The organism is Novosphingobium clariflavum (genome assembly GCF_026420865.1).
Taxonomy (GTDB): Bacteria; Pseudomonadota; Alphaproteobacteria; order Sphingomonadales; family Sphingomonadaceae; genus Novosphingobium; species Novosphingobium clariflavum.
The window spans coordinates 216,481-240,650 of the sequence record NZ_JAPCWC010000005.1 but is presented as its reverse complement, the minus strand read 5'-3'; the positions used below and the strand labels follow the sequence as shown (position 1 = coordinate 240,650).

Annotated in this window: 21 protein-coding genes; 3 read left to right on the top strand and 18 right to left on the bottom strand. The window is 67.4% G+C overall.

Annotated features, from left to right (window positions below):
* Positions 1-2 precede the first annotated feature (2 nt).
* A complete protein-coding gene (locus OKA11_RS09220; protein WP_267219915.1) occupies positions 3-2,126 on the bottom strand; it encodes a bifunctional rhamnulose-1-phosphate aldolase/short-chain dehydrogenase in 2,124 nt (707 codons plus the stop codon).
* Positions 2,127-2,236: 110 nt separating this feature from the next.
* On the opposite strand from OKA11_RS09220, the gene OKA11_RS09215 reads away from it, so the two are divergent.
* The 3 genes from OKA11_RS09215 to OKA11_RS09205 all read left to right on the top strand — a co-directional run bounded on the left by OKA11_RS09215 (position 2,237) and on the right by OKA11_RS09205 (position 5,778).
* Entirely contained in the window at positions 2,237-3,652 is a 1,416-nt protein-coding gene (locus OKA11_RS09215; protein WP_267219914.1) for an FGGY-family carbohydrate kinase, read from the top strand.
* A 47-nt stretch (positions 3,653-3,699) separates the two neighbouring features.
* Positions 3,700-4,776: an L-rhamnose/proton symporter RhaT gene (gene rhaT / locus OKA11_RS09210; protein WP_267219913.1), complete on the top strand. Its 1,077-nt coding sequence runs from the start codon at positions 3,700-3,702 to the stop codon at positions 4,774-4,776.
* 228 nt (positions 4,777-5,004) lie between these two features.
* On the top strand, positions 5,005-5,778 hold the full coding sequence (locus OKA11_RS09205; RefSeq protein ID WP_267219912.1) for a DeoR/GlpR family DNA-binding transcription regulator: 774 nt from the start codon (positions 5,005-5,007) through the stop codon (positions 5,776-5,778).
* Between the two features lie 221 nt (positions 5,779-5,999).
* Here OKA11_RS09205 and OKA11_RS09200 read toward each other — a convergent pair whose 3' ends face one another.
* The 17 genes from OKA11_RS09200 to cyoA form a co-directional block, all read right to left on the bottom strand.
* Positions 6,000-7,325 (bottom strand): family 1 glycosylhydrolase, encoded by a 1,326-nt coding sequence (locus OKA11_RS09200; protein WP_267219911.1) that lies wholly within the window; start codon positions 7,323-7,325, stop codon positions 6,000-6,002.
* A gap of 10 nt (positions 7,326-7,335) precedes the next feature.
* Positions 7,336-8,181 (bottom strand): alpha/beta hydrolase, encoded by an 846-nt coding sequence (locus OKA11_RS09195; RefSeq protein WP_267219910.1) that lies wholly within the window; start codon positions 8,179-8,181, stop codon positions 7,336-7,338.
* Positions 8,182-8,201: 20 nt separating this feature from the next.
* Positions 8,202-8,681 (bottom strand): hypothetical protein, encoded by a 480-nt coding sequence (locus OKA11_RS09190; protein WP_267219909.1) that lies wholly within the window; start codon positions 8,679-8,681, stop codon positions 8,202-8,204.
* On the bottom strand, positions 8,681-10,966 hold the full coding sequence (locus OKA11_RS09185; protein ID WP_267219908.1) for a TonB-dependent receptor: 2,286 nt from the start codon (positions 10,964-10,966) through the stop codon (positions 8,681-8,683). The genes OKA11_RS09190 and OKA11_RS09185 overlap by 1 nt, the downstream gene beginning before the upstream one ends.
* A 36-nt stretch (positions 10,967-11,002) precedes the next feature.
* On the bottom strand, positions 11,003-11,836 hold the full coding sequence (locus OKA11_RS09180; protein WP_267219907.1) for a fumarylacetoacetate hydrolase family protein: 834 nt from the start codon (positions 11,834-11,836) through the stop codon (positions 11,003-11,005).
* 47 nt (positions 11,837-11,883) lie between these two features.
* A complete protein-coding gene (locus OKA11_RS09175; protein ID WP_267219906.1) occupies positions 11,884-12,768 on the bottom strand; it encodes a VOC family protein in 885 nt (294 codons plus the stop codon).
* Positions 12,765-13,196, bottom strand: a complete 432-nt coding sequence (locus OKA11_RS09170) for a GlcG/HbpS family heme-binding protein (protein ID WP_267219905.1) — start codon at positions 13,194-13,196, stop codon at positions 12,765-12,767. Before OKA11_RS09170 ends, OKA11_RS09175 begins: the two co-directional genes overlap by 4 nt.
* Positions 13,193-14,716, bottom strand: a complete 1,524-nt coding sequence (locus tag OKA11_RS09165) for a bifunctional 3-(3-hydroxy-phenyl)propionate/3-hydroxycinnamic acid hydroxylase (RefSeq protein ID WP_267219904.1) — start codon at positions 14,714-14,716, stop codon at positions 13,193-13,195. The genes OKA11_RS09170 and OKA11_RS09165 overlap by 4 nt, the downstream gene beginning before the upstream one ends.
* A gap of 15 nt (positions 14,717-14,731) precedes the next feature.
* The gene (locus OKA11_RS09160; protein WP_267219903.1) at positions 14,732-15,967 is read right to left on the bottom strand and encodes an amidohydrolase family protein; all 1,236 of its coding nucleotides are present in this window, start codon (positions 15,965-15,967) and stop codon (positions 14,732-14,734) included.
* A gap of 110 nt (positions 15,968-16,077) precedes the next feature.
* Positions 16,078-17,007, bottom strand: coding sequence for a LysR family transcriptional regulator (locus tag OKA11_RS09155; protein ID WP_267219902.1), 930 nt, complete (start codon positions 17,005-17,007; stop codon positions 16,078-16,080).
* 73 nt (positions 17,008-17,080) lie between these two features.
* Entirely contained in the window at positions 17,081-17,650 is a 570-nt protein-coding gene (locus tag OKA11_RS09150; protein ID WP_379489438.1) for a response regulator transcription factor, read from the bottom strand.
* A 20-nt stretch (positions 17,651-17,670) separates the two neighbouring features.
* Positions 17,671-18,981, bottom strand: coding sequence for an ATP-binding protein (locus OKA11_RS09145; RefSeq protein WP_267219901.1), 1,311 nt, complete (start codon positions 18,979-18,981; stop codon positions 17,671-17,673).
* Positions 18,969-19,739, bottom strand: coding sequence for an SURF1 family protein (locus OKA11_RS09140; protein WP_267219900.1), 771 nt, complete (start codon positions 19,737-19,739; stop codon positions 18,969-18,971). Before OKA11_RS09140 ends, OKA11_RS09145 begins: the two co-directional genes overlap by 13 nt.
* Positions 19,740-19,761: 22 nt before the next feature.
* Positions 19,762-20,079: a cytochrome o ubiquinol oxidase subunit IV gene (gene cyoD, locus OKA11_RS09135; RefSeq protein WP_142637849.1), complete on the bottom strand. Its 318-nt coding sequence runs from the start codon at positions 20,077-20,079 to the stop codon at positions 19,762-19,764.
* A gap of 62 nt (positions 20,080-20,141) precedes the next feature.
* Complete coding sequence (gene cyoC, locus OKA11_RS09130; RefSeq protein ID WP_379489437.1) at positions 20,142-20,786, bottom strand: cytochrome o ubiquinol oxidase subunit III; 645 nt, start codon at positions 20,784-20,786, stop codon at positions 20,142-20,144.
* Between the two features lie 3 nt (positions 20,787-20,789).
* A complete protein-coding gene (cyoB, locus tag OKA11_RS09125) occupies positions 20,790-22,796 on the bottom strand; it encodes a cytochrome o ubiquinol oxidase subunit I (RefSeq protein ID WP_267219899.1) in 2,007 nt (668 codons plus the stop codon).
* A gap of 6 nt (positions 22,797-22,802) precedes the next feature.
* Positions 22,803-24,056, bottom strand: coding sequence for a ubiquinol oxidase subunit II (cyoA, locus tag OKA11_RS09120; protein ID WP_267219898.1), 1,254 nt, complete (start codon positions 24,054-24,056; stop codon positions 22,803-22,805).
* Positions 24,057-24,170: the final 114 nt, after the last annotated feature.

Below are 24,170 nucleotides of genomic sequence, written 5' to 3'. Positions count from 1 at the left end.
TATCAGCGCGTGAAGGCCTGTGCGTTACCGGCATCGACATTGATCATGTTACCGGTGGATTTCGCCGACTGGTCGCCCGCAAGGAAATACACGGCCTCGGCAATGTCCGAAGGCAGCACGTCGCGCTTCAGCATGGAGCGGTTGCGGTAGTGCTCTTCCAGTTCCTTGCCGGTGTCGATGCCGTGGGCGCCCGCGCGTTCCTTGCGCCAGTCGCCGTCCCAGATCTTGCTGCCCTTGATGACCGCATCGGGGTTGACGACGTTGACGCGGATGCCGTGCGGCGCCCCTTCCAGAGCGAGGCAGCGCGCCAGATGGTTCGCCGCGGCCTTGGCGGAGGCATAAGCGGAGGCGTTGGTGGCGGCGGCCACGCCGTTCTTCGAACCGATGAACACCACCGAAGTGCCGCCCTGCTCCTTCATGCCCTTGAGCAGCGGCCAGGCGGCGCGGCTGGTGAGGAAGTAGCCCTGCGCCAGCACGTCGTAGTTGCGGTTCCACAGTTCGATCGTGGTCTCCTCGATCGGCGCCGAGGAAGCGATGCCGGCATTGGCGACCAGGATGTCGAGCCCGCCGAATTCCCGCGCCGCGACGGCAAAGGCTTCGGCGACTTGCGCTTCGTCGGTCACGTCGCAGACGGCGGCGCGGACCACGTCCCTGCCGAACTGCCTGGCGAACCCGGCGCGCACTTCCTCGACGGCATTCGCGTCGCGGTCGGCCAGCAGCACGCAGGCGCCGTCCGCCATCAGCCGCGCGGCCGTGGCGGCACCGATGCCGCCCGCGCCGCCGGTGACGAGCGCCACCCGGCCGACCAACGGCTTCGGCGCAGGCATGCGCTGGAGCTTGGCTTCCTCAAGCAGCCAGTATTCGATGTCGAACGCTTCCTGCTCGTCGAGCGCGATGTAGTCGCCGATGGCCTCGGCGCCGCGCATCACATTGATGGCGTTGCCGTAGAACTCACCGGCAAGGCGCGCCGTGGTCTTGTCGGTGGCGAAAGTGATGCGGCCCACGCCCGGCACCAGCACGACCACCGGGTTGGCATCGCGCATCGCGGGCGAGTTGGGACGCTTGCAGCGCTCGTAATAGGCTGCGTACATGGCGCGATAATCGGCAATCTTCTGCGCCAGATAGGCATCGTCCTGAAGGCGCGAAGGATCGAGCGTCAGGGGAGCGATCTTGGTGCGCAGGAAGTGATCGGGGCACGAGGTGCCCAGCGCGGCAAGGCGCTCGAACTCGGCCGAGTTCACGAATTCCAGCGCTTCGGCATCGTCCGAAAAATGGCCGACCTTACGCCGCGCGCCCGTCATGGCAGCACGCAGGCGGGGCATAAGGTCGGCAGCAAGGGCTGCGCGGTCGGAGGAGGAGGAAATGACCGCACCGCCGAAAGCGGGCTTTTCGGAAAGCCTGGCATTGAGGTAGTTCGCCGCGTCGGCGATCAGCTCGACGGTGTGTTCGTAGCAGGCCTTGGCGCTGTCCGCCCAGCAGATGATGCCGTGGCCGGCGAGCATGACGCCCTCGACTTGCGGGTTGGCCGCGACGTAATCGCGCAGCATCACGCCCAGCGTGTAGCCGGGGCGCTTCCAGCCGAGCCAGCCGATCTTGCCGCCCCAGATTTCCTGCGTCGCCGCCTCGCCGCCCGAAGAGGCAGCCAGCGCGATGATCGCATCGGGGTGGACGTGATCGACATGCGCGAAGGGCAGCAGCGAGTGCAGCGGCGTGTCGATGGAGGCGGCGCGGCCGTTGAGGTTGAACGTGCAGTGCGGCAGGAAGCCGACCATCTTGTCGTCGTCTTCAGGGCCGTTGTAGTGGTTCTCGAGGCCGAGCAGCTTGTGCTGGTAGAGCGTGGCGAAACCGTCCAGCTTCATCGAGCCGATGTCGCCGCCCGAACCCTTCACCCACAGCACTTCCACCGCCTCGCCGGTCAGCGGGTCGATCTCTTCGAGCTTGGCGGAGGTGTTGCCGCCGCCGAAATTGGTGACGGTGAGGTCCGAACCCAGCAGGTTCGAACGGTACAGCAGCAGTTCGGCAGGCGAAAGCGTGGCCGCCAGCGAGTCGTCCCAGCGGCTGGCCGGAACCGAGAAGGGAAGCGCGGCGCTCTGGGCCGCCGGTTTGGCAGGGGCAATCGTGTCCATGGGCATCCTCTAACGAAACCTCTTTTCAGGTTCAATCTGATTCGATACTAAACGATCAAATCCAATCAAACAACACCATGTTCACGCATGGTGAAAAATGGGCAGAGCGAATGGCAGGAAGCGGCACCTATATTGTCGTCGATATCGGCAAGACCCTCAGCAAGTTGACGCTGTGGACCAAGGGCGGGCGCATGATCGACCGGCAGGTCCGTCCCAACGTGCCCTGTGAAGTGGACGGCGTGCGCTGCCTCGATGCCGCGGGAATCGGCCAATGGCTGCGCGCGACGCTGCGCGGCTGGGCGGGCCATCCGGTGGAAGCGCTGATCCCGGTCGCCCACGGCGCCGGCTTTGCCGCGCTTGGCGAAGAGGGCCTGCTGTTCCCCCCGCTCGACTACGAACAGCCGCTGCCCGCAGAAGTCATGGCCGCCTACCGCAAGGAGCGCGACCGATTCGTGCTGACCGGATCGCCCGCCCTGCCCGACGGCCTCAACCTCGGCGCGCAAGTCTACTGGATGGCCCGGCGCCATCCCGAGGCGATGCAGCGCGCAACGCTGGTACCCTGGGCGCAATACTGGGCCTGGTTCCTCTCCGGCGCGCTGGCCACCGAAGTGACCAGCCTGGGCTGTCACAGCGACCTGTGGTGCCCGGCGGACGCGCGCTTCTCGCCGATGGCCGAGCGGCTCGGCTGGGCGGACCGCTTTGCCCCGCTCGCCAAGGCCAGCGACGTGGTCGGCACCCTCAGGCCCGAGATCGCCGCCGAGACCGGGCTTCCCGCCAATGCCAAGGTGCTGGCGGGACTGCACGATTCGAACGCGGCCCTGCTCGCCGCGCGCGGTTTTGCCGAGATCGCCCGGCAGGAAGCGACGATCCTGTCCACCGGCACCTGGTTCATCGCCATGCGGCTGGCCGCCGAGACGGTCTCGCTTTCGGCGCTGCCCGAGGCGCGCGACACCCTCGTCAATGTCGACGCCTATGGCTGGCCGGTGCCCTCCGCGCGCTTCATGGGCGGGCGCGAGATCGAGAGCGTGATCCAGATCGACACCCGCCGGGTCGACATCCGCCCCGACCAGCCCCGGCTGCTGGAAGCGGTGCCCGCGCTGCTGGAACGCGGCACGATGATGCTGCCCACGCTCGCCCCCGGTTTCGGGCCCTTCCCGCACGGCAAGGCCGAATGGGTGAACCGCCCCGCGGAATGGGCCGGAACCTGGTATGCGCGGCGCGCGGGCGTCTGTCTCTATGCAGCGCTGGTCGCCGATACCGCGCTCGACCTCATCGGCTCGAAGCAGCGCCTGCTGATCGAGGGGCGCTTCGCCGATGCCGAAGTCTTCGTGCGGGCGCTCGCCGCGCTGCGCCCGGAGACCGAAGTCTTTGTCGCCAATGCCCATAACGACGTCTCGTTCGGGGCGCTGCGGCTGATCAACCCGATGCTGCAGGCGCAAGGCGGCCTGCGCCGCGTCGAGCCGCTGGAAGGCGACCTTGCGGGCTACCGCGCGAAATGGCGCGAACAGGTGCGGGAGCCTGCCTGACGCCGCCCCCGCACATAACAACGACATAACGAGAGGATCAGACTGAAATGGGAGGCAATCCGGCGCTGGGCGTCATCTTCCACTGGCTGGGCGGCTTTGCCTCGGCCAGCTTCTACGTGCCCTACAAACGCATCAAACTGTGGTCCTGGGAAGTGTTCTGGCTGGCGGGCGGGATCTTTTCCTGGCTGATCGCGCCCTGGGTCTTCGCCTCGCTGCGGACCGAGAACCTCCTCGGCGTGCTCAGCGCCGCGCCCCCCTCCACTTTGCTGTGGTGCTGGTTCTGGGGCGCGATGTGGGGCTTCGGCGGCCTGACCTTCGGCCTCACCATGCGCTATCTCGGGCTCTCGCTCGGCATGGCGGTGGCGCTCGGCCTCACCACGGTGATCGGCACGATGGGCCCGCCGATCTTCCACGGCACCATCGGCGAGATCGCCTCGCGGACCAGCGGGCAACTGACGCTGCTGGGCATTGTCATCACCCTGATCGGCATCATCGTCGTCGCGCGGGCGGGCCACGGCAAGGACAAGGATCTGGGCGGGCAAGCGTCGGAAGGCGTAGCCGAGTTCAATCTGAAGAAAGGCCTGCTGATCGCGGTGTTTTCCGGCGTGATGTCGGGCTGCTTCGCCTGGGGGCTCGACGCCGGCCAGCCGATCCGCGACCTGACGCTAGCGGCGGGCACCGATCCCCTCAGCCAGGGCCTGCCGGTGCTCTGCGTCGTCCTTTCGGGCGGACTGACCACCAACCTCATCTGGTGTGCGCTGCTGATCCGCCGCAACCGCAGCTTCGGGCAGTTCTTCGGCGCCAGCAACGGCGAGGACGGCAGCACCCGCGCGCCGCTGCTCGCCAACTACCTGCTGGCCGCGCTGGGCGGGACGCTGTGGTACTTCCAGTTCTTCTTCTACACGATGGGCGAGAGCCAGATGGGCCGCTACGGCTTCTCATCCTGGACGCTGCACATGGCCTCGATCATCCTGTTCTCCACGCTCTGGGGCTTCGCGCTCAAGGAATGGCGCGGGGCGAGCCGCCGCACGCGGACCCTGGTGCTGACCGGGATCGGCCTGCTGGTGGGCGCCACGGTGGTGATCGGGGCCGGCAACATGCTCGACGCGGGCGGGGCTATTTAAAAATCCGGCGGTGCCGGATTTTGGCGGCACCGGCCCTTTCCCCCACCCGGCCGCCCGACAGGGTATGCTCATGGGTGGTCGGGTGGGGGAGAGGGCCGGTGCCGCCCTGAAAATGCCCTCCTGGGCATTTTCAAAAACGAGAATGATGGATTTTGAGCGAAATTGGCGGCATGGGTGTGGCCAGCGGCCTCCCCCGCCCCCCACCCCCGCATGGGCGACAGGAATACGATGCATTCGACCGAGCGTGAAAGACTGATCCTCGAAGCCCTGCGGCCCAGCGGCTTCGTGACCTATCGCGATCTGGAAGCGCAGCTGGACGCCTCGCCCGCAACGATCCGGCGCGATCTCTCGCGGCTGGAGGAGGAGGGCCAGCTCCTGCGCGTCCACGGCGGCGCCAAGCTGCCCGAGGAGCGCGCCGACCGCCAGCCGGGCCTTGCCGGAACGCCCTTTGAGCAGTCGATCACCCAGCACCTGCCCGCCAAGCAGGCGATCGGCCGGGCCGCCGCCGCGCTCTGCCAGCCGGGCGAGGCGATCATGCTCGACGGCGGCACCACCACCTTGCAGATGTGCGCCCACCTCGACGGGCTGGACTGCCAGGTGCTGACCAACTCGCTCCACATCGTGCAGGCCCTGCTGCCGCAGTCCGGCACGCGGGTGCTGCTGCCCTCCGGCACGGTGTTCCGCGAACAGAACATCGTGCTGGCCCCGGCGGGCGAGGATTCGATGCCGCGCTTCCACGCGCCCAAGCTGTTCATGGGCGCCGCCGCCGTCGGCCCGCAGGGGGTGATGCAGCAGGACGTCATCCTCGTCGCCGCCGAGCGCCGCTTCATGGACCGGGCGGAGGAAGTGATCCTGCTGGTGGACAGCTCCAAGTTCCGCTCCTCCTCCGGCGCCATCGTCTGCGGGCTGGACGAGGTGGACGTGGTGGTCACCGATGCCGGTATCCCCGCCGAGATGGCCGAGCAGCTGCGGGAAGCCGGGGTCCGGGTGGTGGTGGCCTGAAGAAAGACAAGCGGAAGTCCTGGGGCCCTTCGACAAGCTCAGGAGATCCCCCAGACCCTCAGAAAGTCCACCGCGCGCCCTGCCTATCCGTGGTGCGCTCCCTGCGGCGCAGCCAAAAAGTCTTCCGGCGCTGCCATGGGCGCGCATCGGACAGGTAGCACCTGACCTGGACGGTAATGGGGGTGCAGGGGGTGTTGACCCCCTGCTTGCATCCCTTCCCCTTACAGCGAATTGCGCTTCGCAATCCCGCCCAGCACCGAGGCACTCGGCTTGGGGGTGCGGGCGAACGTCGTGCGATCCACGCTGCACAGGCCGAAGCGCGGCTTGTAGGCGAAGATCCACTCGTAGTTGTCGAGCAGCGACCAGTGGACGTAGCCGAGCACCGGCACCCCATCGTCCATCGCCTGCTTGAGGCCTGCCAATGCCGCCGGGATGAAGCGCGCGCGCAGCGTGTCGTCATCGGTGCCGACGCCGTGTTCGGAGACCAGCACGGGGATCTTGGTCGCCGCGTGGACGTAGCGCACCGCGCCCGCCAGCGAGGGCGCCCAGACTTCGGTGCCGGACCAGTTGAGGTCGGCTCCGGCAGGCGGGGGCAGCCTGCCCTTGTCGCTCCAGACCGCGCGTTCGTAGTTCTGCACGCCGATGAAATCGTCCTGCCTGGCCGCTTCCAGCCAGCGGCCGTAGAGGTCGCTGCGGACCTGGTCGCGCATCGAGTGCTTGCCCGAGGCCTGCTCGTCGATCACCGACAGCGTAAAGCCCACCGGCAGATCGCCGCGCACCGCCTTGATCGCGCTGCGCGCCGCCTTGTGCCCGGCCATCAGCCCCTGCTCGATCGCCTCGACGTCCTCGGGCGCGGCGACATTGGCGCAGACGAACTTGGCGACGCCCAGGCGCTTGGCCGCGGTCTCCATCGTCGCGCGCTGGATGTCCCATACCGGCGGCGGCAGCATGTGCTTGAGGATCAGCAGGATGTTCGGCTCGTTGAGCGTCATCGCCATCGTCATGCCGTCGGCGAAGGCGCGGGCCACCTTGTCGCAGTAGCGCGCGAAGAGCGCGGGAGCGTCAGGGTTGGTCCAGCCGCCCTGCGCGCTGAACCAGCGCGGTGCGGTGAAGTGGTTGAAGGTCACCAGCGGCTTGAGACCGCGCGCATGGCAGCCTTCCACGATGCGCTTGTAGTGATCGAGCATGGCCTGCGAGAACTGGCCCTTCTCCGGCTCGATCCGCGCCCATTCGACGCTGAAACGGTAGGAGGTGAGGCCAAGCCCCTTCACGATGTCAAGATCGGTCGCCCAGAGTTCGAAGCTGCCCACGGCATCGCCCGACGGCTCGGAAAAGATCGTCGGCTTCTGGTTCTCGACGAACCAGAGGTCGGAGGCGACATTGTTGCCCTCCACCTGGTGTCCTGCGGTGGCGGCGCCCCAGAGGAACCCCTCGGGAAACGCCGGGTTCGGGCGCCTGGCGGCGGCACGCGCCATCATCGGCGCGGCGGCGGCCATGGCGCCGGCAGCGAGCAGGCTGCGGCGGTTCAGGCTGGTAAGATCGGTCATCGGGGGCCTCTCAGTCATGGTCTGCGAAGAAGGCGAGCAATTCGTCCGACAGGCGGCGGTCCGCCGTGCCGAGGTGCATCGCCATCGAGTAGTGGTTGTGCCCGGAGGCATAGTGCGCGCGCGGCAGCCGTCCGTGGCGGCCGAGGCGCCCCTGCATCATGCTGGCCCATTCGGCCTGGAAGCGCGGCGGATCGAACTCGGCGCAGGCCAGCAGCAGCGGCAGGCGGGTTTCCATCACCGCGCTCAGCGGCATGCGCAGGGCATAGCAGTCCTGCGGGCCGTAATAGCGCATGTCGCGTTCGTCGAGCGGGGTGACGCCGTAGAGCCCGGAAAGCAGCGCGGCGCCGCGCACGAGCCCCTCATGATCCGCGCGTGCCTTGAGGAAGGCCGAGACATGGACCGCGCCCGCCGAAGTGCCGAGCAGGAAGATACGCTCGGGATCGCCGCCATGACCGGCGGCATGGCCGCGCAGCCAGTCGACCGCGAGGCCGACGTCCTCCGCCCCCGAAGGCCACATGTGCTGCGGCGCGAGGCGGTAGTTCATCACCGCGCCCAGCATTCCGTTTGCCGCCGCCCAGCGGCCGACATGGGCATTGGCCCAAGTGTCAGGCCCGCCCTTGTCGCCGACGAGGAAGCCGCCGCCGTGGACGAAGAGCACGACCGGACGCCGTTCGCCCGCCTCCCCCTGCCGGTAAAGGTCGAGCCGGTTGCGCGCATCCGGCCCATAGGCGCAGTCGAGCGCGACTGGCGGCAGCGCGGCGGCGAGCGGGGCCTGTTCGGCTTCGTAGAGATCGCGCATCGCCGCGACCACGTCGGGGCCGAGGCGGGTGCCGATATCGCGGATAATGGCGCTCATGCCCCCGTTCATGCCCCCGTTCATACGCTGCTCCCTGCAATCCTGCCGGCGTAGAGCCTGGTGAGCGCCAAGCGCGTGCAGACCAGCCCCAGCCCTGCCCCGTAGACGATCTTGAACACCAGCGCCGGCAGGCTCGGCACCGCGTCCAGCGGACCGAACAGCGCCAGCGCGGCCAGTGCCGCCGCGCTGGCAAGCCCCGCCAGCACGCCTTTCAGCACGGTGCGCGCGATCTCGCCCGGCTCCGGCCCCTCACCCGCGGCGATCAGCCCCGCCTTGCGCAGCTTCGCGCGCATCACGAGCGCGGGAACCAGCGATGCCATCAGCGAGACCATCAGCCCTTGTGGCAGGAAATCGAGCGCCAGGCGATCCGGCGCGCCGGTTGCCAGCATCCTTTGCGAAAGCCCGAAGACCAGGGCGAAGAACGCGGCGGAAAGCACCGCGTTGATCGCCGCGCTCACCGCCTGCTCCCCTCGGAGCAGGCGGTCCAGCGTCTGGGGCATCAGAACTTGGCGTCCAGGCTGATGCCGATGTTGCGGTACGACATCGGCCCGTAGATCGCGCCGATGTTCGGCTCGTAGGCGCCCGAGTAGCTCTGGCTGGTGTAGGGGAAGTCGCTCTGCATCAGCGCCGGCTCGTGGACGTTGAAGGCGTTGCGCACGAAGACGGCGACCGTGTAGCGGTCATCCGCGGTCTTCACGCCGAGGCGGCCGCCCACCATCCAGTGCGCCTTGAAGGTGGTGTCGGAGACCGAGTTGGCCTCGTAGCGCACCCGCGACTTCCACTGGGTGTCGAGCGCGAGGAAAGCACCGAAGTTATCGCCGAGCGGCATGTCGTACTGCCCCGAGAGCGTGAACTTGTAGCGCGGCGAATAGGCCAGCTGGCTGCCGCCGATATTGGTGCCGTCGGTGCCGATGAAGTTCTTGGGATACGTCGCCTTGGCGTAGATGAAGCCGGTGTTGAGCGAGAGGTTGCGGGTCACGTTGCCGAAGAAGTTGATCTCCGCGCCGCGCGTCTTGACGCCGTTGATGTTGGTCTGGTCGCACGAGATGACGCCGGTGCTGTCGACCGTGCAGTTCTGCGCCTGGAAGTTGTCGATCTTCATGTAGAACACGCTGGCATCGGCCACCCAGCCGCCGAACAGCGTCGCCTTGACGCCCGCTTCGTAGGACGTGGGGACTTCGGGCAGCACGACATAGGGATCTTCATTGGTCGGCACCGCGATCTGGCCGCCCTTGAACCCGCGCGAGACGGTGGCGTAGGCCATCGTGTTCGCCGCGATGTCGTACTGGGTGCCGAGGCGCCAGGACCACTTCTTGGCATTGAGGTGCGTGCCCCCGTCGCGCGCGCCGAGCGTGTCGTACGTGTCGAGCGAGAGGCGATCGGTGGTGTAGCGCACGCCGCCGATCAGGCGCCAGGCGTCGGTCACATGACCGGTGAGCTGGCCGAAGACCGCGAGCGATTCGTCGCGGATGGTCAGCTGCGGCGTCGTGTTGGTGACGATCGGAATGGTGAGCCCCGGGAACGGCACCAGCGTCACGTCGACGACTTCGGCATCCCGCGTCTGCTTCTGGTTCGAATAGAACATGCCCGCGGTATATTCGATGGGGTTACCCGCCGCCGAGCTGATGCGCAGTTCCTGGGTGAACTGGCTGAGATCGCGGTTGACCGGCGAGTTGTGGACCTGGAGTTCGAGCGCATCGGCACGGAACACGTTGGACGCCGCGCCGTAGCCCGACTCGCCCGACTTGCGCACCGAGGTGATCGAGGTCAGCGTGAAGGGATCGGCCTCGTAATCGACCTGGAGCGAACCGCCGTAGGTCTCGGTATGGCCGACGTAGGATTCGTCCGAGCAGTAGTTGCGGTTGCCGGCCTTGGCCGTGACGCCGCAGGACTCGAGACGGTCGGTGATGCCGGTCGCATCCTCGCCGGCGCCGCCGAAGAAGTAGCCCGGACCGCTGGTCTTCACAAAAGTGAAGAAGTCGCCGCCGTTCTCGTAGCGGCTCTTGGAATAGTCGCCGATCAGGTTGACGGTCAGGCGGTCGGTCGGCTCCCACAGCAGGCGGCCGCGCAGGCCGTAGCGGTCGGTATCGTTGAGCTCGCCGGTGGTGGCATTGCGGTTGACGCCCTGGCGCAAGTTGGCGACGCCCGAGACGCGCAGCGCCGCATTGGATGCCAGCGGCACGTTGACGAGGCCCTGCACCACCTGGTTGCCGTACTTCGAACCCGCGGTGCCGGCATCCGAAAGCTCGGTGCGCAGGCGGGCGGAGAAGCGGGTGAAATCGGGCTTGTTGGTGGTGATGTTGATGACGCCCGCAGAGGTGGTCAGGCCGAACAGGGTGCCCTGCGGGCCCTTCAGCACTTCGATGCGGGCAACGTCGAAGAGGTCGGAGATATTGGCATTGCCCTGGCTGACCTGGTCGACGACGACACCGACCGAAGCGACAGCGCCGGGCGAGAAGGTCTGCGTGCCGATGCCGCGGATCGAACCGCCGCCGCCGGTGTTCTGGCCGGGCGCCTGCTGGATCTCGAGGCTCGGCGCGATGCGGGCGAGGTCGTTGACGGTATTGACCTGCTGGCGCTCGAGCTGGGCGGCGCTGGCGACGGTGATCGAGATCGGCACCTCGGTCACCTTCTCCGCGCGGCGCTGGGCGGTGACGATGATGTCGCTGGTGGAGGTGGTTTCGGGGGCCTGCGGAGCGGCCGCCGCGTCCTGCGCCATGGCAGGAGCGGCGAGCGTGCCGAGCGCGATGCCCGAAAGCAGTGCGACCTTGCGGATGGTGTTCATGGTTCTCTCCCTCGTATTATGCTTGTCGTTGGTCTGTCAGGCTTCGTCGATGACGGGGTTGGTGAGCGTGCCGATCACGCCGATGGAAACTTCCACGCTGTCGCCCGCCTTGAGGTAAAGCGGGGGCTTGCGCTTGTCGCCGACGCCGCCGGGGGTGCCGCTGGCGATCACGTCGCCGGGCCTGAGGTCGGTGAAGGTCGAGCAATAGGCGATGACCGTGGGAATATCCCAGATCATGTCCGAGATCGGCTGGTCCTGCACCAGTTCGCCGTTGACGCGGGTCTGCACGCGCTGCGAGGCGAGGTCCTCGACGTCCGAGGCGGCGACCATCGCCGGGCCGAAGCCGCCGGTGCCGGGCCAGGTCTTGCCGGGGGTGAACTGGATGTTGTGGCGCTGCCAGTCGCGGATCGAACCGTCGTTGAACGGCGCGAAACCGGCAACGTGCTGCCAGGCGTTCTCGGGCGCGATGCGGCGGCCGCCCTTGCCGATCACGACGGCCAGTTCGCCTTCGTAGTCGAACCGCACGCTTTCGGGCGGGCGGACCATGGCATCGCCGTCGGCGATCAGGCTGTCGGCCCAGCGGGTGAAGATCGCCGGGTGTTCCTTCTGCTCGCGGCCGGTCTCGGCGACGTGGGTGGCGTAATTGAGGCCGACGCAGAGGACCTTTTCCGGGTTCGGAACCACCGGCAGCAGCTTCACGGCGGCAAAGGCGAATTCACCGGTCGCGGCCAGCGCGGCGAGATCGCCGGCCAGCACGTCCTTCAGCCAGGCATCCGCACCGGGAGCGCCGAGATCGATCACCTTGTCCCCTTCGAGGCGGCCGAAGCTCCTGGTGCCATCGGGACGTTCAAAGCTGATGTAACGGTTCATGCGTAGTCTCCCCTGCCCCCGCCTCTCGGGCGGCGGCGGTCAAATGGTCAGAGCGGCGCGGCTTGCCAGTCGCGGCGGAAGCGGAAGCGTTCCTCGGCCTGGCGCAGGCCATCGAAATCCTTGTCCGAGATACCCCACTGGTCGATGCGGTTCGGCGGCCAGGTCCAGTCTTCCGGCGCGCCGGCCTGATAGTCCTCCGGCACCTTCTCCACGGCGGTCGAAAACTCGATCACCGGGCCGAACGGAGCGATGAAGTAGGCGTAGACATTGGCGCCGGGGCCGTGGCGGCCGGGGCCCCAGGCGGGAACCATCGCATGATCGCGCAGTCGGCCGATGCCGCGCATCACCGCGTCGATGTCCTCCATCTCGAAGGCGACATGGTTGAGCGAGGCGAACCCGGCGCGGGCAAAGGCGGTGGAATGGTGGCTGTCGTTGCAGCGCACGAAGACCATGCCCTTGGTGCGGTCGGACACGCGGAAGCCGAGGATGTCCTCCACCGCATGGCCGCAGGCTTCGGCATCGGCGGCGTTGAACACCACGTGGGTGAGCTTCACCGGCAGGTCGCGCCCGGCGATCGGCGCGACTTCGGCGGCCCCGACCAGAAAGCGCAGGATCGTGCCTTCGGGCAGTTCGACCAGCAGGCCGTGGCCGCCGCCGAGGTCGTCGCTCGTGGTCGGGCTCGCCGTCCATCCGGCGGCGGTAACGCGGGCCTTGAGCGCTTCCAGTTCCTCGCTGGTGCAGACGAACGTGGTCGAGCGGACGAACTCGTCCTGTGCCTTCTCGAAGGCCACGAGGTAGGGGAACGGGCCGGAGCCGCGCAGGTAATGCGTGTCCCCCTTCGTCTCGGCCTCGGCCATGCCCCAGATCCGGGTCATGAAGGTGGCGGCGGCCGCCGGATCGGGCAGCGCCAGTTCGATGCTGCGCAGTTTCATGGCTCTTGCTCCTCAAGAAGACCCGCCGCGCGCAGGCCGGCGCGGGCGCAGTCGGCGTCGCATTCGCCGGTGTCACCGCTGACGCCGACGGCGCCGATCAGCGTGCCGGCGGCATCGCGGATCACCACCCCGCCGGGCGAGAACGCGATGCGGCCGCCGACCGCCGCGGTGACGCTCTGAAAGAAGACCGGGTTGCCCTTGGCCCGCTCGGCCAGGACCGCGGTGTCCGCGTCCATGCCCACGGCACCCTCGGCCTTGGCCCTGGCGATGTCGAAGCGGTAGAGGCTCGCCCCGTCCTCGCGGGCGAAGGCGACCGGGTGGGCGCCCGCGTCGAGCACGATCACCGCGAGCGGTCTTGCCCCCCGCGCCCGCGCTTCGCCAAGGGTACCGGTGACGATGGTCTGTGCTGCGGCAAGCGTGAGGGTCATGCGGCAAGCTCCTGATGGCTGGAAAGCTGCGCCGCGCGGGCGGCCAGCAGGTCTTCGGCGCTGTCGCCGGCAGTGCCGAAGACATAGTGGTCGGGGCGGACCAGCACGGCATCGACGCCGTGATCGTCCAGCCATGTGGTCACCGCGCCATGGTCCGGCAGGGTCGAGGCGAGGATGCGCGTCACGCCCTCGGCCTGCCCCGGCACGGCATCGTCGCGCACGAAGAGGCGCCAGTCGCCGCCGGTCAGGTCGTCGAGCTTGCGGCCGTCGGTGAGGACCGGCTGCACGAAGCGTCCACCCGCTCCGGCAGTGCCAGCAAGGATCACACCCTCGCCGATCGCCGGGATCAGGTCATGCGCGGTCTCGCCCGACCTTTGCGCCGCTTCCGCGCGGATGCGGGCATCGCGCTGCGCGGCCCTGGCGGGGTCGAGTTCGCAGATATAGCGCCCGGCCGCGACCGCCGCGCCGATCACCGCGCGGACATGCGGATCGCGCTCGCGCTGGTAGGTCGCCAGCACCGCAGGCGCGGCGCCGTGGTTGGCCACCGCATCCATCTTCCACGCCAGATTGGCGACATCGCGCAGGCCATGGCACATGCCCTGCCCGAAGAACGGCGGGGTCTGGTGCGCGGCATCCCCGGCGAGGAACACGTTGCCGACCTGCCACTGGTGCGCGACGAGGCCGTGGAAACGGTAGGTCGCGGCGCGCACGATCCGGTGCGGCACATCGGCCATCCACGCGCCGACCAGTTCGGCGACCTTCTCGGGGGCCATCATCGCGGTGTCGTCCTCGCCGGGAAGCAGCATGAACTCCCAGCGGCGATGGTCGCGGCGGCCGGGCACCACCGTGGCGGGGCGCGCAGGATCGCACATCATCACCGAAAGACGCTGGAGATCGGCCCCCTCGGGCACGCCGGAAAGCGGCGGGAAGGCCACCGGCCCTTCGACTTCGGCATCGACGACGAGCCAGGGCTCCTCGAACCGCAGATCGTCGAGCGTGACGCCCAGCGCCTTGCGCACGGCGCTGCGGGCGCCGTCGGCGGCGATCACCCAGCGGGCCCGGACGCTGCGGGCCTCGGCGCCGCCGAGATAGTCGACCGTCACCCCGTCCGCGTCCTGCGTCAGCCCGGTGAAGCTGGCACCCAGCTTCAGCGTGACGTTGGGCATGGCGGCAAAGCCCTCGCGCAAGTGCGCTTCGAGTTCGGGCTGGTAGAAGAAGTAGTCGTTGGCCCAGCCGAACGGGCGCGGCTTGCCCACGGTGCCCATGTAGCGGATCACGCCGTGGTCGGCGCCGACGTGAAGATGGCCGTCGGTGGCGATCATGTCGCCCTCGACCTGGCCGATCACCCCGGCGGACTGGAACAGGCGCATCATCTCGTGATCGAGATGGACCGCGCGCGGCAGCGGGTAGTGTTCCAGTTCCCGTTCGAGAACCAGCACCTTGAGCCCTTTCAGGCCGAGAAGGTTCGCGGCCAGCGCGCCCACCGGGCCGCAGCCTACGACAACCACGTCGTAAGTCATCGATTCAGCCCCTGGTTACTCTGTTGCCGCGATCTCGGCGGGCGCCTTGTGGAGCGCGCCGCCCTTCATGATCATCGCCAGCCGGTCCTTGTCCTGCAGGATCGCGACGTCCGCGGTGGGATCGCCGTCGACCAACAGCAGGTCGGCCAGCCAGCCTTCCTTCACCAGCCCGACCTCGAGCCCCATCAGCTCGCCGCCGTACTGGGTGGCCGAGCGCAGGGCCTCGGCCGGGGTGAAGCCGAAGTACTGGACGAAATGCTCCAGATCGCGGGCGTTGCGGCCATGCGGATTGAACGGGAAGCCATAGTCGCCGCCGGTCAGGATGCGCACGCCGCGCGCCTTGAGTTCGGGCACCAGCTTGCCTTCGAGGCCCATGCGCTCGTTCGCGCTCGCCTTCATGTGGGTCATGTCGACATGCGGCGGCGGATTGGCCTCCAGCGCGGCGACCGAAACGCCGGGACCGGGGGCGTAGAAGAACCTGTCCTTGTCCGCCGCCATGCGCTCGAGAGTGGCATCATCGGCGAAGGAGCAGTGGTAGAGGATGCGCGCACCGGCATCGAGCGCCAGGCCGATCGCCTCGGGCGAATAAGTATGCGCGGCGATCCACAGGCCGGCCTCGCGCGCGGCCTCTCCGGCCGCTTCCAGTTCCTCGCGGGTGTAGAGCACCTGCATGGCCGAGCCGGGCTTCAGCGCGTCCTCGCCGGAGACGACCAGCTTGATCGACTGGACGCCCTCATCCTTGCAGTAGGCCACGAAGCGGCGCATCGCGTCGGGCCCGCGGCCGTTGAACACGTCGCCGGTATCGACGCCTTCGTCGCCTTCGGGGCTGCGTTCGAGGGTGGAGGGCACCATGCGCGGCCCCGGGGTCTCGCCCGCGGCAATGGCACGGGCAAGTTCCGGCTCGATCATGTCGCCCAGCGCGCCGGCCGAGTAGATCGAGGTGAAACCGTGGTCGAGCAGCACCCGCGCATTGCGCCAGGCCGCGACCTTGAGTTCCTCGGGCGGAAGAATGAACTGGTGGTAGATCTTCTCGACCGAAGACCCCCAGGTGAGGTGGGTGTGAGCGTCGACCAGCCCCGGCATCAGCGTCTTGCCGCGCCCGTCGATCGTCACCTCGGCGGTTTCACCCGCCAGCGCGTCGGCGCCATAGGCCACGCGGGCGATCCGCTCGCCGTCCACCAGCACCGAGCCGGTCTGGAGAGCGCTGCCGCTGCCGTCGAAGATGGATACATCGCGGATCAGGGTCCGCATCGCTCTCTCCCGTCTTTATCTTTCGGCCCATTTGTCGGGCCTGAGAGCGGTTTAGCGGGTCCGGGCACCCAAAGTAAAATAATGATATTTCAGATCACCATAGTGAAAAACTATGGAACAGGCGGGAGCGCCGCCAGCATGGCCTCGCCCAGCGGCGACAGCGCGCCGCCTGCCATGCGCAGTACCCCGACGCTGCGCTCGAACACCGCCTCGGCAATGGCGATGGCGCGGATCGAACCGTCGGACATGCCGTCGAGCGCCACGGTGCGCGGCAGCACGGTCACGCGGTCGGTGTCGCGCACGATGGCGCGGGTGGTCAGCAGCGAGTCGCAACGGATCGTGGTGCGCGGCACCGAGACGCCCGCGGCGATGAACAGGGCATCGACCTGGCGGCGGAAGGCGCCGCGCGCCTCGGGCAGCACCCAGGGCAGCGCCTCGACCTCGCGCAGCGAAATCCGCTCGCCCAGCGCGGCATGATGCCGGCCGACGATCAGCGCGAAGGGATCGCGCGCGGCGGTAACCTCGGTCATCCCCTCGGGGATCGTTTCGATGCGGGTGGTGACCATGGCCAGCTCGATCTCGCCCTGGCGCAGCATCTCGTGCAGTTCGGCGTCCGGCCGCTCGACCACGCTCAGCGCGAAGTCGCCCATAGCCGCTTCCATGCGCATGATCGCGCCGGGCAGCAGCGTCAGCAGCGCGCCGGGGGTGCCGCCGATGCGCAAGGGGCCGGAGATGCGGTGGCGGGCATGCTCGACGTCGCTCACCGCATCGGCCAGCAGCGTCGCCAGCGCCTCGGAGCGGCGCTGCAGCACCAGCCCCTCGCGCGTCAGCACGATGCCGCCGCGCCCGCGCTCGAACAAGACGGTGCCGAGCCGGCTTTCCAGCAAGGCGATGGTGTTGGACACCGAAGGCTGCGAGAGGTTGAGCGCGCGCGCCGCCGCGCTGATCGAACCGGTTTCGCAGACCGCGCGGAACGTCAGCAGCGCCCGCGGATCGACCGCAGGCAGGCGCGCCTTTCTCGGCGCGGAATGATCGGCCATCTCTCTCCCCTCCTCGCCACCGCCTAGAGCGTTTTCCGAGTCACTGCGTGTTCCACTCCGATCGAAGAACGCTCTAGACTTGGCGCTTTTCGAGCTTGCGCGCGAGCGTCCGGCGATGGAGGCCGAGGCGGCGCGCCGCCTCGGAAATGTTGAAGTCGCACTCGACCAGGGTGCCGTGGATATATTCCCACTCCAGCGTCTTGATCGAGCTCTTGCGCCCGTCGACCGGCACGCTGGCATCCCCCTCGCCGCCACTGGCGAAGGCCGCCTCGATGTCGTCGGTGTTGGAGGGCTTGGCGAGATAATGCGAGGCGCCGAGCTTGATCGCCTCCACCGCGGTGGCGATCGAGGCGTAGCCGGTCAGCACGACGATGCGGGTCTGCGGCGCGCGGCCATGCAGCATCTGCACCACCGAGAGCCCGGACGAGGCGCCGAGCTTGAGATCGACCACCGCGTAGTCGAAATCGGCGGCGGCGCAGAGCCGTTCGGCCTCTTCCGGGCTGGCGGCGGAACTCACCCGGTATCCGCGCCGCTCGAACGAACGGCGCAAGGTCCGCGCGAACGTCGGGTCATCCTCGACGATCAGCAGGCTGGCACTGTCCCCGCAGGGGGCGGCGCTATCGGTGATGGCAGGCTCGGTCAAAGGATGGCCCCGAATGTATGTTATTCGTCACCCTTCCTGGGCTCGTAGGCCAGTGTAGCAAGGGGAATCGCAAGTTGCACCCTTGCCCCGCGACCGGGCAGGTTGTCGACCGCTACTTTGCCGCCGAGCTTGCGGATCACGTTGACCACCAGGAACAGCCCCAGCCCGCCGCCGTCACGGCCCTTGGTCGAGGCATAGGGCTGGCCGACGCGCGGCAGGATTTCCGCCGCGAACCCCGGCCCGCGGTCGCTGACGGTCAGCACGAGGCGGCCCGATTCGACCCAGGCCTCGATCACCACGAGGTCGCTCGAGACTTCCACGGCATTGTCGATGACATTGCCGATGACCTGGCGGAGGCCGGGATCGGAGACGATCGAGCGGTCGACGTCGATCGAATCGAGGAAACGCAGCTCGCCCGGCATGCGCGGGCGCCATTCCTCGAGGATCTCGCCGATGAAGCCGCGCAAGGTGGTGACCGCCGGCGCCACCCCGCGCATCTCGCCCGCCGACATCAGGATGCCGCTGACGATGGTCTTGCAGCGCTCCAGCTCGCGGCGCACGTCGACGAGGTCGGCGGCAAGGTCGGGGTCTTCGGCGATCGCGGGTTCGTGGGTCCAGTCGCCCAGGATCACCGAAATCGACGAGAGCGGCGTGCCCAGTTCGTGCGCCGCGCCCGAGGCCAGCAGGCCCATGCGGATGATGTGGTCCTCCTCCGCCGCCTGCTGGCGCAGCGCCGCCAGCTTGGCATCGCTCTCGCGCCGGGTGAGATCGAGGCGGGCGACAAACACGATCAGCAGCACCGCCGCCAGCACGAAGCACAGCAGGCTGCCGTAGAGATAGAGCTGGAACGGGTCGCGCCCCTGCACCGGCAGCTGGAGCGGTTCGTGATAGAACGTGAGCAGCAGCACGCAGAGGCAGGCGTTGATCGCCACCAGCGAACTCCACCTGAGGTCAAGGATGACCGCGGCGATGACGATCTGCAGCAGGAACAGGAACGTGAAGGGATTGGTCGCGCCGCCCGAATGGTAGAGCTGCCAGCACAGCGCCACGACGTCGATCATCAGCGCCGAGAACAGCTCGCCCTGCGAGAACGACTGGCGGCGCAGCACCACGCTGGCCGAGACGAGGTTGACCACGATCAGCAGCAGCGGCGCCATCAGCAGCGGCGCCAACGAGAGCTTCACGCCGAGGCCCTGCTGGACCACGACGATGGTGGCCAGCTGGCCGACCACCGCCGTCCAGCGCAGCTGCGTGAGCAGCACGACGTTGGCGCGGCTGGCCGAGCTTCCGGGAAGCCCGCGCGGCGCGAACAGGTCGATCAGCCGTTCCATCGGCGGCGGCGCCAGACAAACACCAGCGCCATCGCCGACATCGCCGCCAGCGCGAACCACGTCAGCGCATAACTGAGGTGGTTGTCCGGGAAGTGGATCTGGGTGAGGCCGGGCACCGGCGCCGGTGCCCCAGGCTTTGGTCCGGCGGGCTTTGGTCCGGCTGGGCGGCGGGCCTGTTCGGCCTGCGCATCGACGAAGGCGGGCACCACCCGGCCGATCCCGCGCGCGGCCGCCATCGCCGTGGTATCGCGCGAGTACCAGCGGTCGTCCTGCGGCTGGTTGGACTGCAGCAGGCTGCCCTTGGGCTCGTCCGAACGCAGCAGGCCGACAACGCGGACCGCGCCTGCCGGGGTGCTCGCGGCGGCGGCGCTGGCGCCGGTGCCCGCCGGCACGAAGCCGCGGTTCACCCAGACCTGCCGTCCATCCTCGAGCTTCAGCGGCGTCATCGTCCAGTACCCGGTGCCAAGATCGGTGGCGGCGCGCACCAGGACGGTCGCGCTGCCCTCGTAGCTACCCTGGAGCGAAACGCGCAGATAGTCGAGGTCGGAACCCTTTACCCGCGCGAGGCGGTCGTCAGCGGGAAGCGGGATCGGCTCGGCATGGACCCGCGCGTCGACACGGGCGATCAGCGCGTGCTTCCACTGCAGGCGCTGCACCTGCCAGATGCCAAGGGCCACGAAGGCGGCGAGGGCCAACACGAGAAACGCGGCGAGCCCCCAGGGCCGCCGCGCTTCGTTGGTTTCGATCACTGTGTGCATGATGCGTCTGAAACCGTGGCGATCAGGGCAGCTGCCCCATCTCGTGCGCGCTCATCGGCATCATGTTGTGGTTGAGGTGGTACATGACCCAGAGCGAACCCGACAGCGTGATCACCAGCAGGATGATCGTGAAGATCAGCGCCATGACCGTCCAGCCGTTCTCGGCCTTGGTGTTCATGTGCAGGAAGTAGATCATGTGCACGACGATCTGCACCATCGCGAAGGCCATGATGACCAGCGCGGTGGTCGACTTGTCGGTGATCGCACCGGTCATCACCAGCCAGAACGGAATGGCGGTGAGCACGACCGAGAGCAGGAAGCCGATCACATAATCGCGCATCGTGCCATGGCCGCTGGCGTGCACGTCGTCGACGTGCTCGTTGGGGTGGACGTGGTCGCTCATCACAGCATTCCCATGAGATAGACGAAGGTGAAGACGCCGATCCAGATGACGTCGAGGAAGTGCCAGAACAGCGAAAGGCACATGAGACGGCGCTTGTTGGCCGGGACCAGGCCCTTCTTGCCGACCTGCACGACCAGCGTGAACAGCCAGATCAGGCCGAAGGTGACGTGAAGCCCGTGGGTGCCCACCAGCGAGAAGAACGCGGTGAGGAAGCCCGAGCGCCAGGGGCCGGCGCCCTCGCCGATCATGTGATGGAACTCGTAGAGTTCGATCGACAGGAACGCCGCGCCGAACACGGCGGTGACGAGCAGCCAGGCCTGGGTCGCGCCCTTCTGGTTCTTCTCCATGGCCAGCATGGCGAAGCCGTAGGTGATCGACGAGAACAGCAGCATCGCGGTGTTCACGCCGACGAGCTTGAGGTCGAAGAGATCCTTCGGCCCCGGGCCCGCCGCCAGGTTGCCACCCAGCACGCCGTAAGCGGCGAACAGCATGGCGAAGATGAGACAGTCGCTCATCAGGTACATCCAGAAGCCCAGCATGGTGCTGCCGCCTTCGGGATGGTCATGCTCGTCCAGGTCGTAGAACGCGGCCTGGAGCTGGGGCTGGCTCAGCGGGGTCTTCAGTTCGGTTACAGTCGCGGTCATCGATCAGGCTCCTGCGGCTGCAAGCTGGCGCGAACGCTCGGCCTCGGTCGCTTCGACCGTCTCGACCGGGATGTGGTAGTCACGCTTGTAGTTGAAGGTGTGGAAGATCGAGTAGCCGATCACGCCGAGGAACGACACGGCCGCGAGCCACCAGATGTACCAGATCATCGCGAAGCCGAGCGCGGTCGACAGGCCGGCGAGGATGATGCCGGTGCCGGTGCCCTTGGGCATGTGGATCGGACGGAAGCCGGCGGTCGGACGTTCCACGCCGCAGCGCTTCATGTCGTCCCAGGCGTCGATGTCGTGCACGATCGGGGTGAAGGCGAAGTTGTACTCGGGCGGCGGCGACGAGGTCGACCACTCGAGCGTACGGCCCTGCCACGGATCGCCGCTGACGTCCTTGAGTTCCTCGCGCTTCCAGATCGACACCGCGAACTGGACCAGCATGGCGCCGATGCCGCCGGCGATCATCGCGGCGCCAAGCGCGGCAATGACGAACCAGATCTGCAGCGAGGGATCGTCGAACACGCGCATGCGGCGGGTGACGCCCATCAGGCCGAGGATGTAGAGCGGGGTGAAGGCAAGCCAGAAGCCCGGGACCCACAGCCAGAAGCTGACCTTGCCCCAGAACTGGTTGAGCTTGAAGCCGAAGGCCTTGGGCCACCAGAAGTTGATCGCCGCGAACAGGCCGAACAGCACGCCGCCGATGATCACGTTATGGAAGTGCGCGATCAGGAACAGCGAGTTGTGCAGCACGAAGTCGGCCGGGGGCACCGCGAGCAGCACGCCGGTCATGCCGCCGATGGTGAAGGTCATCATGAAGGCGACCGTCCACATCATCGGCAGTTCGAACCGGATGCGGCCACGGTACATCGTGAACAGCCAGTTGAAGAGCTTCGCGCCGGTCGGGATCGAGATCACCATCGTGGTGATGCCGAAGAACGAGTTGACGCTCGCGCCCGAACCCATGGTGAAGAAGTGGTGGAGCCAGACGAGGTACGACAGGATGGTGATGCAAAGCGTTGCGTAAACCATCGAGGAGTAGCCGAACAGGCGCTTGCCGCAGAACGTCGAGGTGACTTCCGAGAACACGCCGAACATCGGCAGGATGAGGATGTAGACCTCGGGGTGACCCCAGATCCAGATCAGGTTGACGTACATCATCGGCGAGCCGCCGAAGTCGTTCGAGAAGAAGTTGAAGCCGAGGTAGCGGTCGAGCGAGAGCATCGCCATCACCGCGGTCAGCACCGGGAAGGCAGCAACGATCAGGATGTTGGTGCAAAGCGCGGTCCAGGTGAAGACCGGCATGCGCATCATCGTCATGCCCGGCGCGCGCATCTTGACGATGGTCGCGATCAGGTTGACGCCCGAGAGCAGCGTGCCGACACCGGCGATCTGCAGGGCCCAGATATAGTAGTCGACGCCGACCCAGGGGCTGTACGCCAGGTTCGACAGCGGCGGATAGGCAAGCCAGCCGGTCTGCGCGAACTCACCGATGAACAGCGAGGCCATGACCAGCACCGCGCCCGCCGTCGTCATCCAGAAGCTGAAGTTGTTCAGGAACGGGAACGAGACGTCGCGCGCGCCGATCTGCAGCGGCACCACGTAGTTCATGAGGCCGGTGACGAAGGGCATCGCCACGAAGAAGATCATGATCACGCCGTGGGCGGTGAAGACCTGGTCGTAGTGGTGGGCGGTGAGGTACCCCTCGCTGCCGTTGAAGGCGATCGACTGCTGGATACGCATCATGACCGCGTCGGCAAAGCCGCGCAGGAACATGACCAGGCCCAGCACGCAGTACATGATGCCGATCTTCTTGTGGTCCACGCTGGTGAACCACTCCTTCCAGAGATAACCCCAGAGCTTGAAGTAGGTGAGGCCGGCCACCATCGCCACGCCGCCAAGGGCGACGACGACGAATGTGGCGAGCACGATCGGTTCCTGTGGCAGGGCGTCCCACCACAGGCGGCCCAGTAACGGGCTCCAGTGCGAATGGTCTACGGCTTCCATGTTCTGTCAGTTCCGGGAAATCTGGGAGGAATGCGCGGGGGTCGACACGGGAGCGGCCAGCGCTTCCTTGTCACGCGCGAAGAACGACACCGCCGCCTGCGGCTCCGAGATGCCGGCGCCCGAAAGCGTCTGCATCGAGGCCGGAGCCTTCACGCTCTTGTCGGCGACCACGCCGGGGTTCTGGGCGCAGAGCGCACGGACCCAGGCCAGTTCGCGCTGGACGGCGGCGGTCGGGTTGGCAGCGGCGACGCTCTCGCGGCCGCCGCGGTCGTAGGATAGCATCTCGACGTTGCGGATGCCCGCCTTGCCGAGACCACCGCGCGCGTCGATGGCCATCATCTCGCTGGCGCACATCTTGCCGGGCTGCACGCACATGTTGACGATGGCGTTGTAGAGGTCCGGCGAAACGGCGGAGTAGCGGGTCACCGGCACCTTCTCGCTCGGCTTTTCGAGCTGGAGGTAGACGGTGCGGTCGAGCGTGCCGGCATTGGCGCCGGTCTGCACCGACTTCACCCAGTTTGCGAACTGGTCGTCCGCAACCGCGTGGGTGGCAAAGCGCATGTGCGAGAAGCCCGCGCCCGAATAGTTGGCCGAGAAGCCGACCGAATCACCGGCCTTGTTCATGACCGCGTGGAGGCGGGTTTCCATGCCCGGCATCGCGTAGATCTGGCCGGCCATGGCGGGAACGTAGAACGAGTTCATCACGTTCGCCGAGGTGATTTTGAACTGCAGCGGACGGTTGGTCGGCACGACCAGTTCGTTCACCGTGGCGATACCCTGTTCGGGGTAGATGAAGAGCCACTTCCAGTCGAGCGCGACGACTTCGACTTCCAGCGGCTTGGCGTTCGCCGCGACCGGGGTCTTGGCGTCGAGGCGGCCGATGGTGCGGTAGGGATCGAGAAGGTGGGTGCTCACCCAGGTCAGGGCACCGAGGCAGATGATGATGAGCAGCGGGGCCGCCCAGATCAGCAGTTCGAGCTGAGTCGAGTGATCCCAGTGAGGATCGTACTTCGCGCTCTTGTTCGTGGCACGGTAGTGCCAGGCGAACCACGCGGTAGCCGCCATCACGGGAACGATGATCAGCAGCATCAGCAGGGTCGAGGCGACGACGAGGTCACCCTGCTGCTGCGCGACATCCCCGGACGGGTGCAGCACAATGGCGTTACAGGCAGTCAGCGCACCCGTCAGCGACAGGGCGGTGGCGATCTTGGCGAGCGCGGACAGGTGCCGCAGCTTCGGTCTGGACTCGGGTGGGCGCATGGTTGGTGCGCCTAAGCGCATGCCGCGAGTGCGAACATAGGACATTTTGTCCAATCCCCTTGACGCCAATCAATGACGATAGGGCCTCACCATGAACTCGGGCGTTTTCGCGCG

Bases quoted from the DNA above. Each gene is read 5' to 3' on its own strand.
- cyoB (WP_267219899.1), bottom strand. From the start codon at position 22,796: ATGGAAGCCGTAGACCATTCGCACTGGAGCCCGTTACTGGGCCGCCTG.
- OKA11_RS09195 (WP_267219910.1), bottom strand. From the start codon at position 8,181: ATGAGCGCCATTATCCGCGATATCGGCACCCGCCTCGGCCCCGACGTG.
- OKA11_RS09140 (WP_267219900.1), bottom strand. From the start codon at position 19,739: ATGCACACAGTGATCGAAACCAACGAAGCGCGGCGGCCCTGGGGGCTC.
- OKA11_RS09155 (WP_267219902.1), bottom strand. From the start codon at position 17,007: ATGGCCGATCATTCCGCGCCGAGAAAGGCGCGCCTGCCTGCGGTCGAT.
- OKA11_RS09190 (WP_267219909.1), bottom strand. From the start codon at position 8,681: ATGCCCCAGACGCTGGACCGCCTGCTCCGAGGGGAGCAGGCGGTGAGC.
- OKA11_RS09170 (WP_267219905.1), bottom strand. From the start codon at position 13,196: ATGACCCTCACGCTTGCCGCAGCACAGACCATCGTCACCGGTACCCTT.
- OKA11_RS09145 (WP_267219901.1), bottom strand. From the start codon at position 18,981: ATGGAACGGCTGATCGACCTGTTCGCGCCGCGCGGGCTTCCCGGAAGC.
- OKA11_RS09160 (WP_267219903.1), bottom strand. From the start codon at position 15,967: ATGCGGACCCTGATCCGCGATGTATCCATCTTCGACGGCAGCGGCAGC.
- rhaT (WP_267219913.1), top strand. From the start codon at position 3,700: ATGGGAGGCAATCCGGCGCTGGGCGTCATCTTCCACTGGCTGGGCGGC.
- OKA11_RS09200 (WP_267219911.1), bottom strand. From the start codon at position 7,325: ATGACCGATCTTACCAGCCTGAACCGCCGCAGCCTGCTCGCTGCCGGC.
- OKA11_RS09185 (WP_267219908.1), bottom strand. From the start codon at position 10,966: ATGAACACCATCCGCAAGGTCGCACTGCTTTCGGGCATCGCGCTCGGC.
- cyoD (WP_142637849.1), bottom strand. From the start codon at position 20,079: ATGCGCGATTATGTGATCGGCTTCCTGCTCTCGGTCGTGCTCACCGCC.
- cyoC (WP_379489437.1), bottom strand. From the start codon at position 20,786: ATGACCGCGACTGTAACCGAACTGAAGACCCCGCTGAGCCAGCCCCAG.
- OKA11_RS09205 (WP_267219912.1), top strand. From the start codon at position 5,005: ATGCATTCGACCGAGCGTGAAAGACTGATCCTCGAAGCCCTGCGGCCC.
- OKA11_RS09220 (WP_267219915.1), bottom strand. From the start codon at position 2,126: ATGGACACGATTGCCCCTGCCAAACCGGCGGCCCAGAGCGCCGCGCTT.
- cyoA (WP_267219898.1), bottom strand. From the start codon at position 24,056: ATGCGCCCACCCGAGTCCAGACCGAAGCTGCGGCACCTGTCCGCGCTC.
- OKA11_RS09215 (WP_267219914.1), top strand. From the start codon at position 2,237: ATGGCAGGAAGCGGCACCTATATTGTCGTCGATATCGGCAAGACCCTC.
- OKA11_RS09165 (WP_267219904.1), bottom strand. From the start codon at position 14,716: ATGACTTACGACGTGGTTGTCGTAGGCTGCGGCCCGGTGGGCGCGCTG.
- OKA11_RS09175 (WP_267219906.1), bottom strand. From the start codon at position 12,768: ATGAAACTGCGCAGCATCGAACTGGCGCTGCCCGATCCGGCGGCCGCC.
- OKA11_RS09180 (WP_267219907.1), bottom strand. From the start codon at position 11,836: ATGAACCGTTACATCAGCTTTGAACGTCCCGATGGCACCAGGAGCTTC.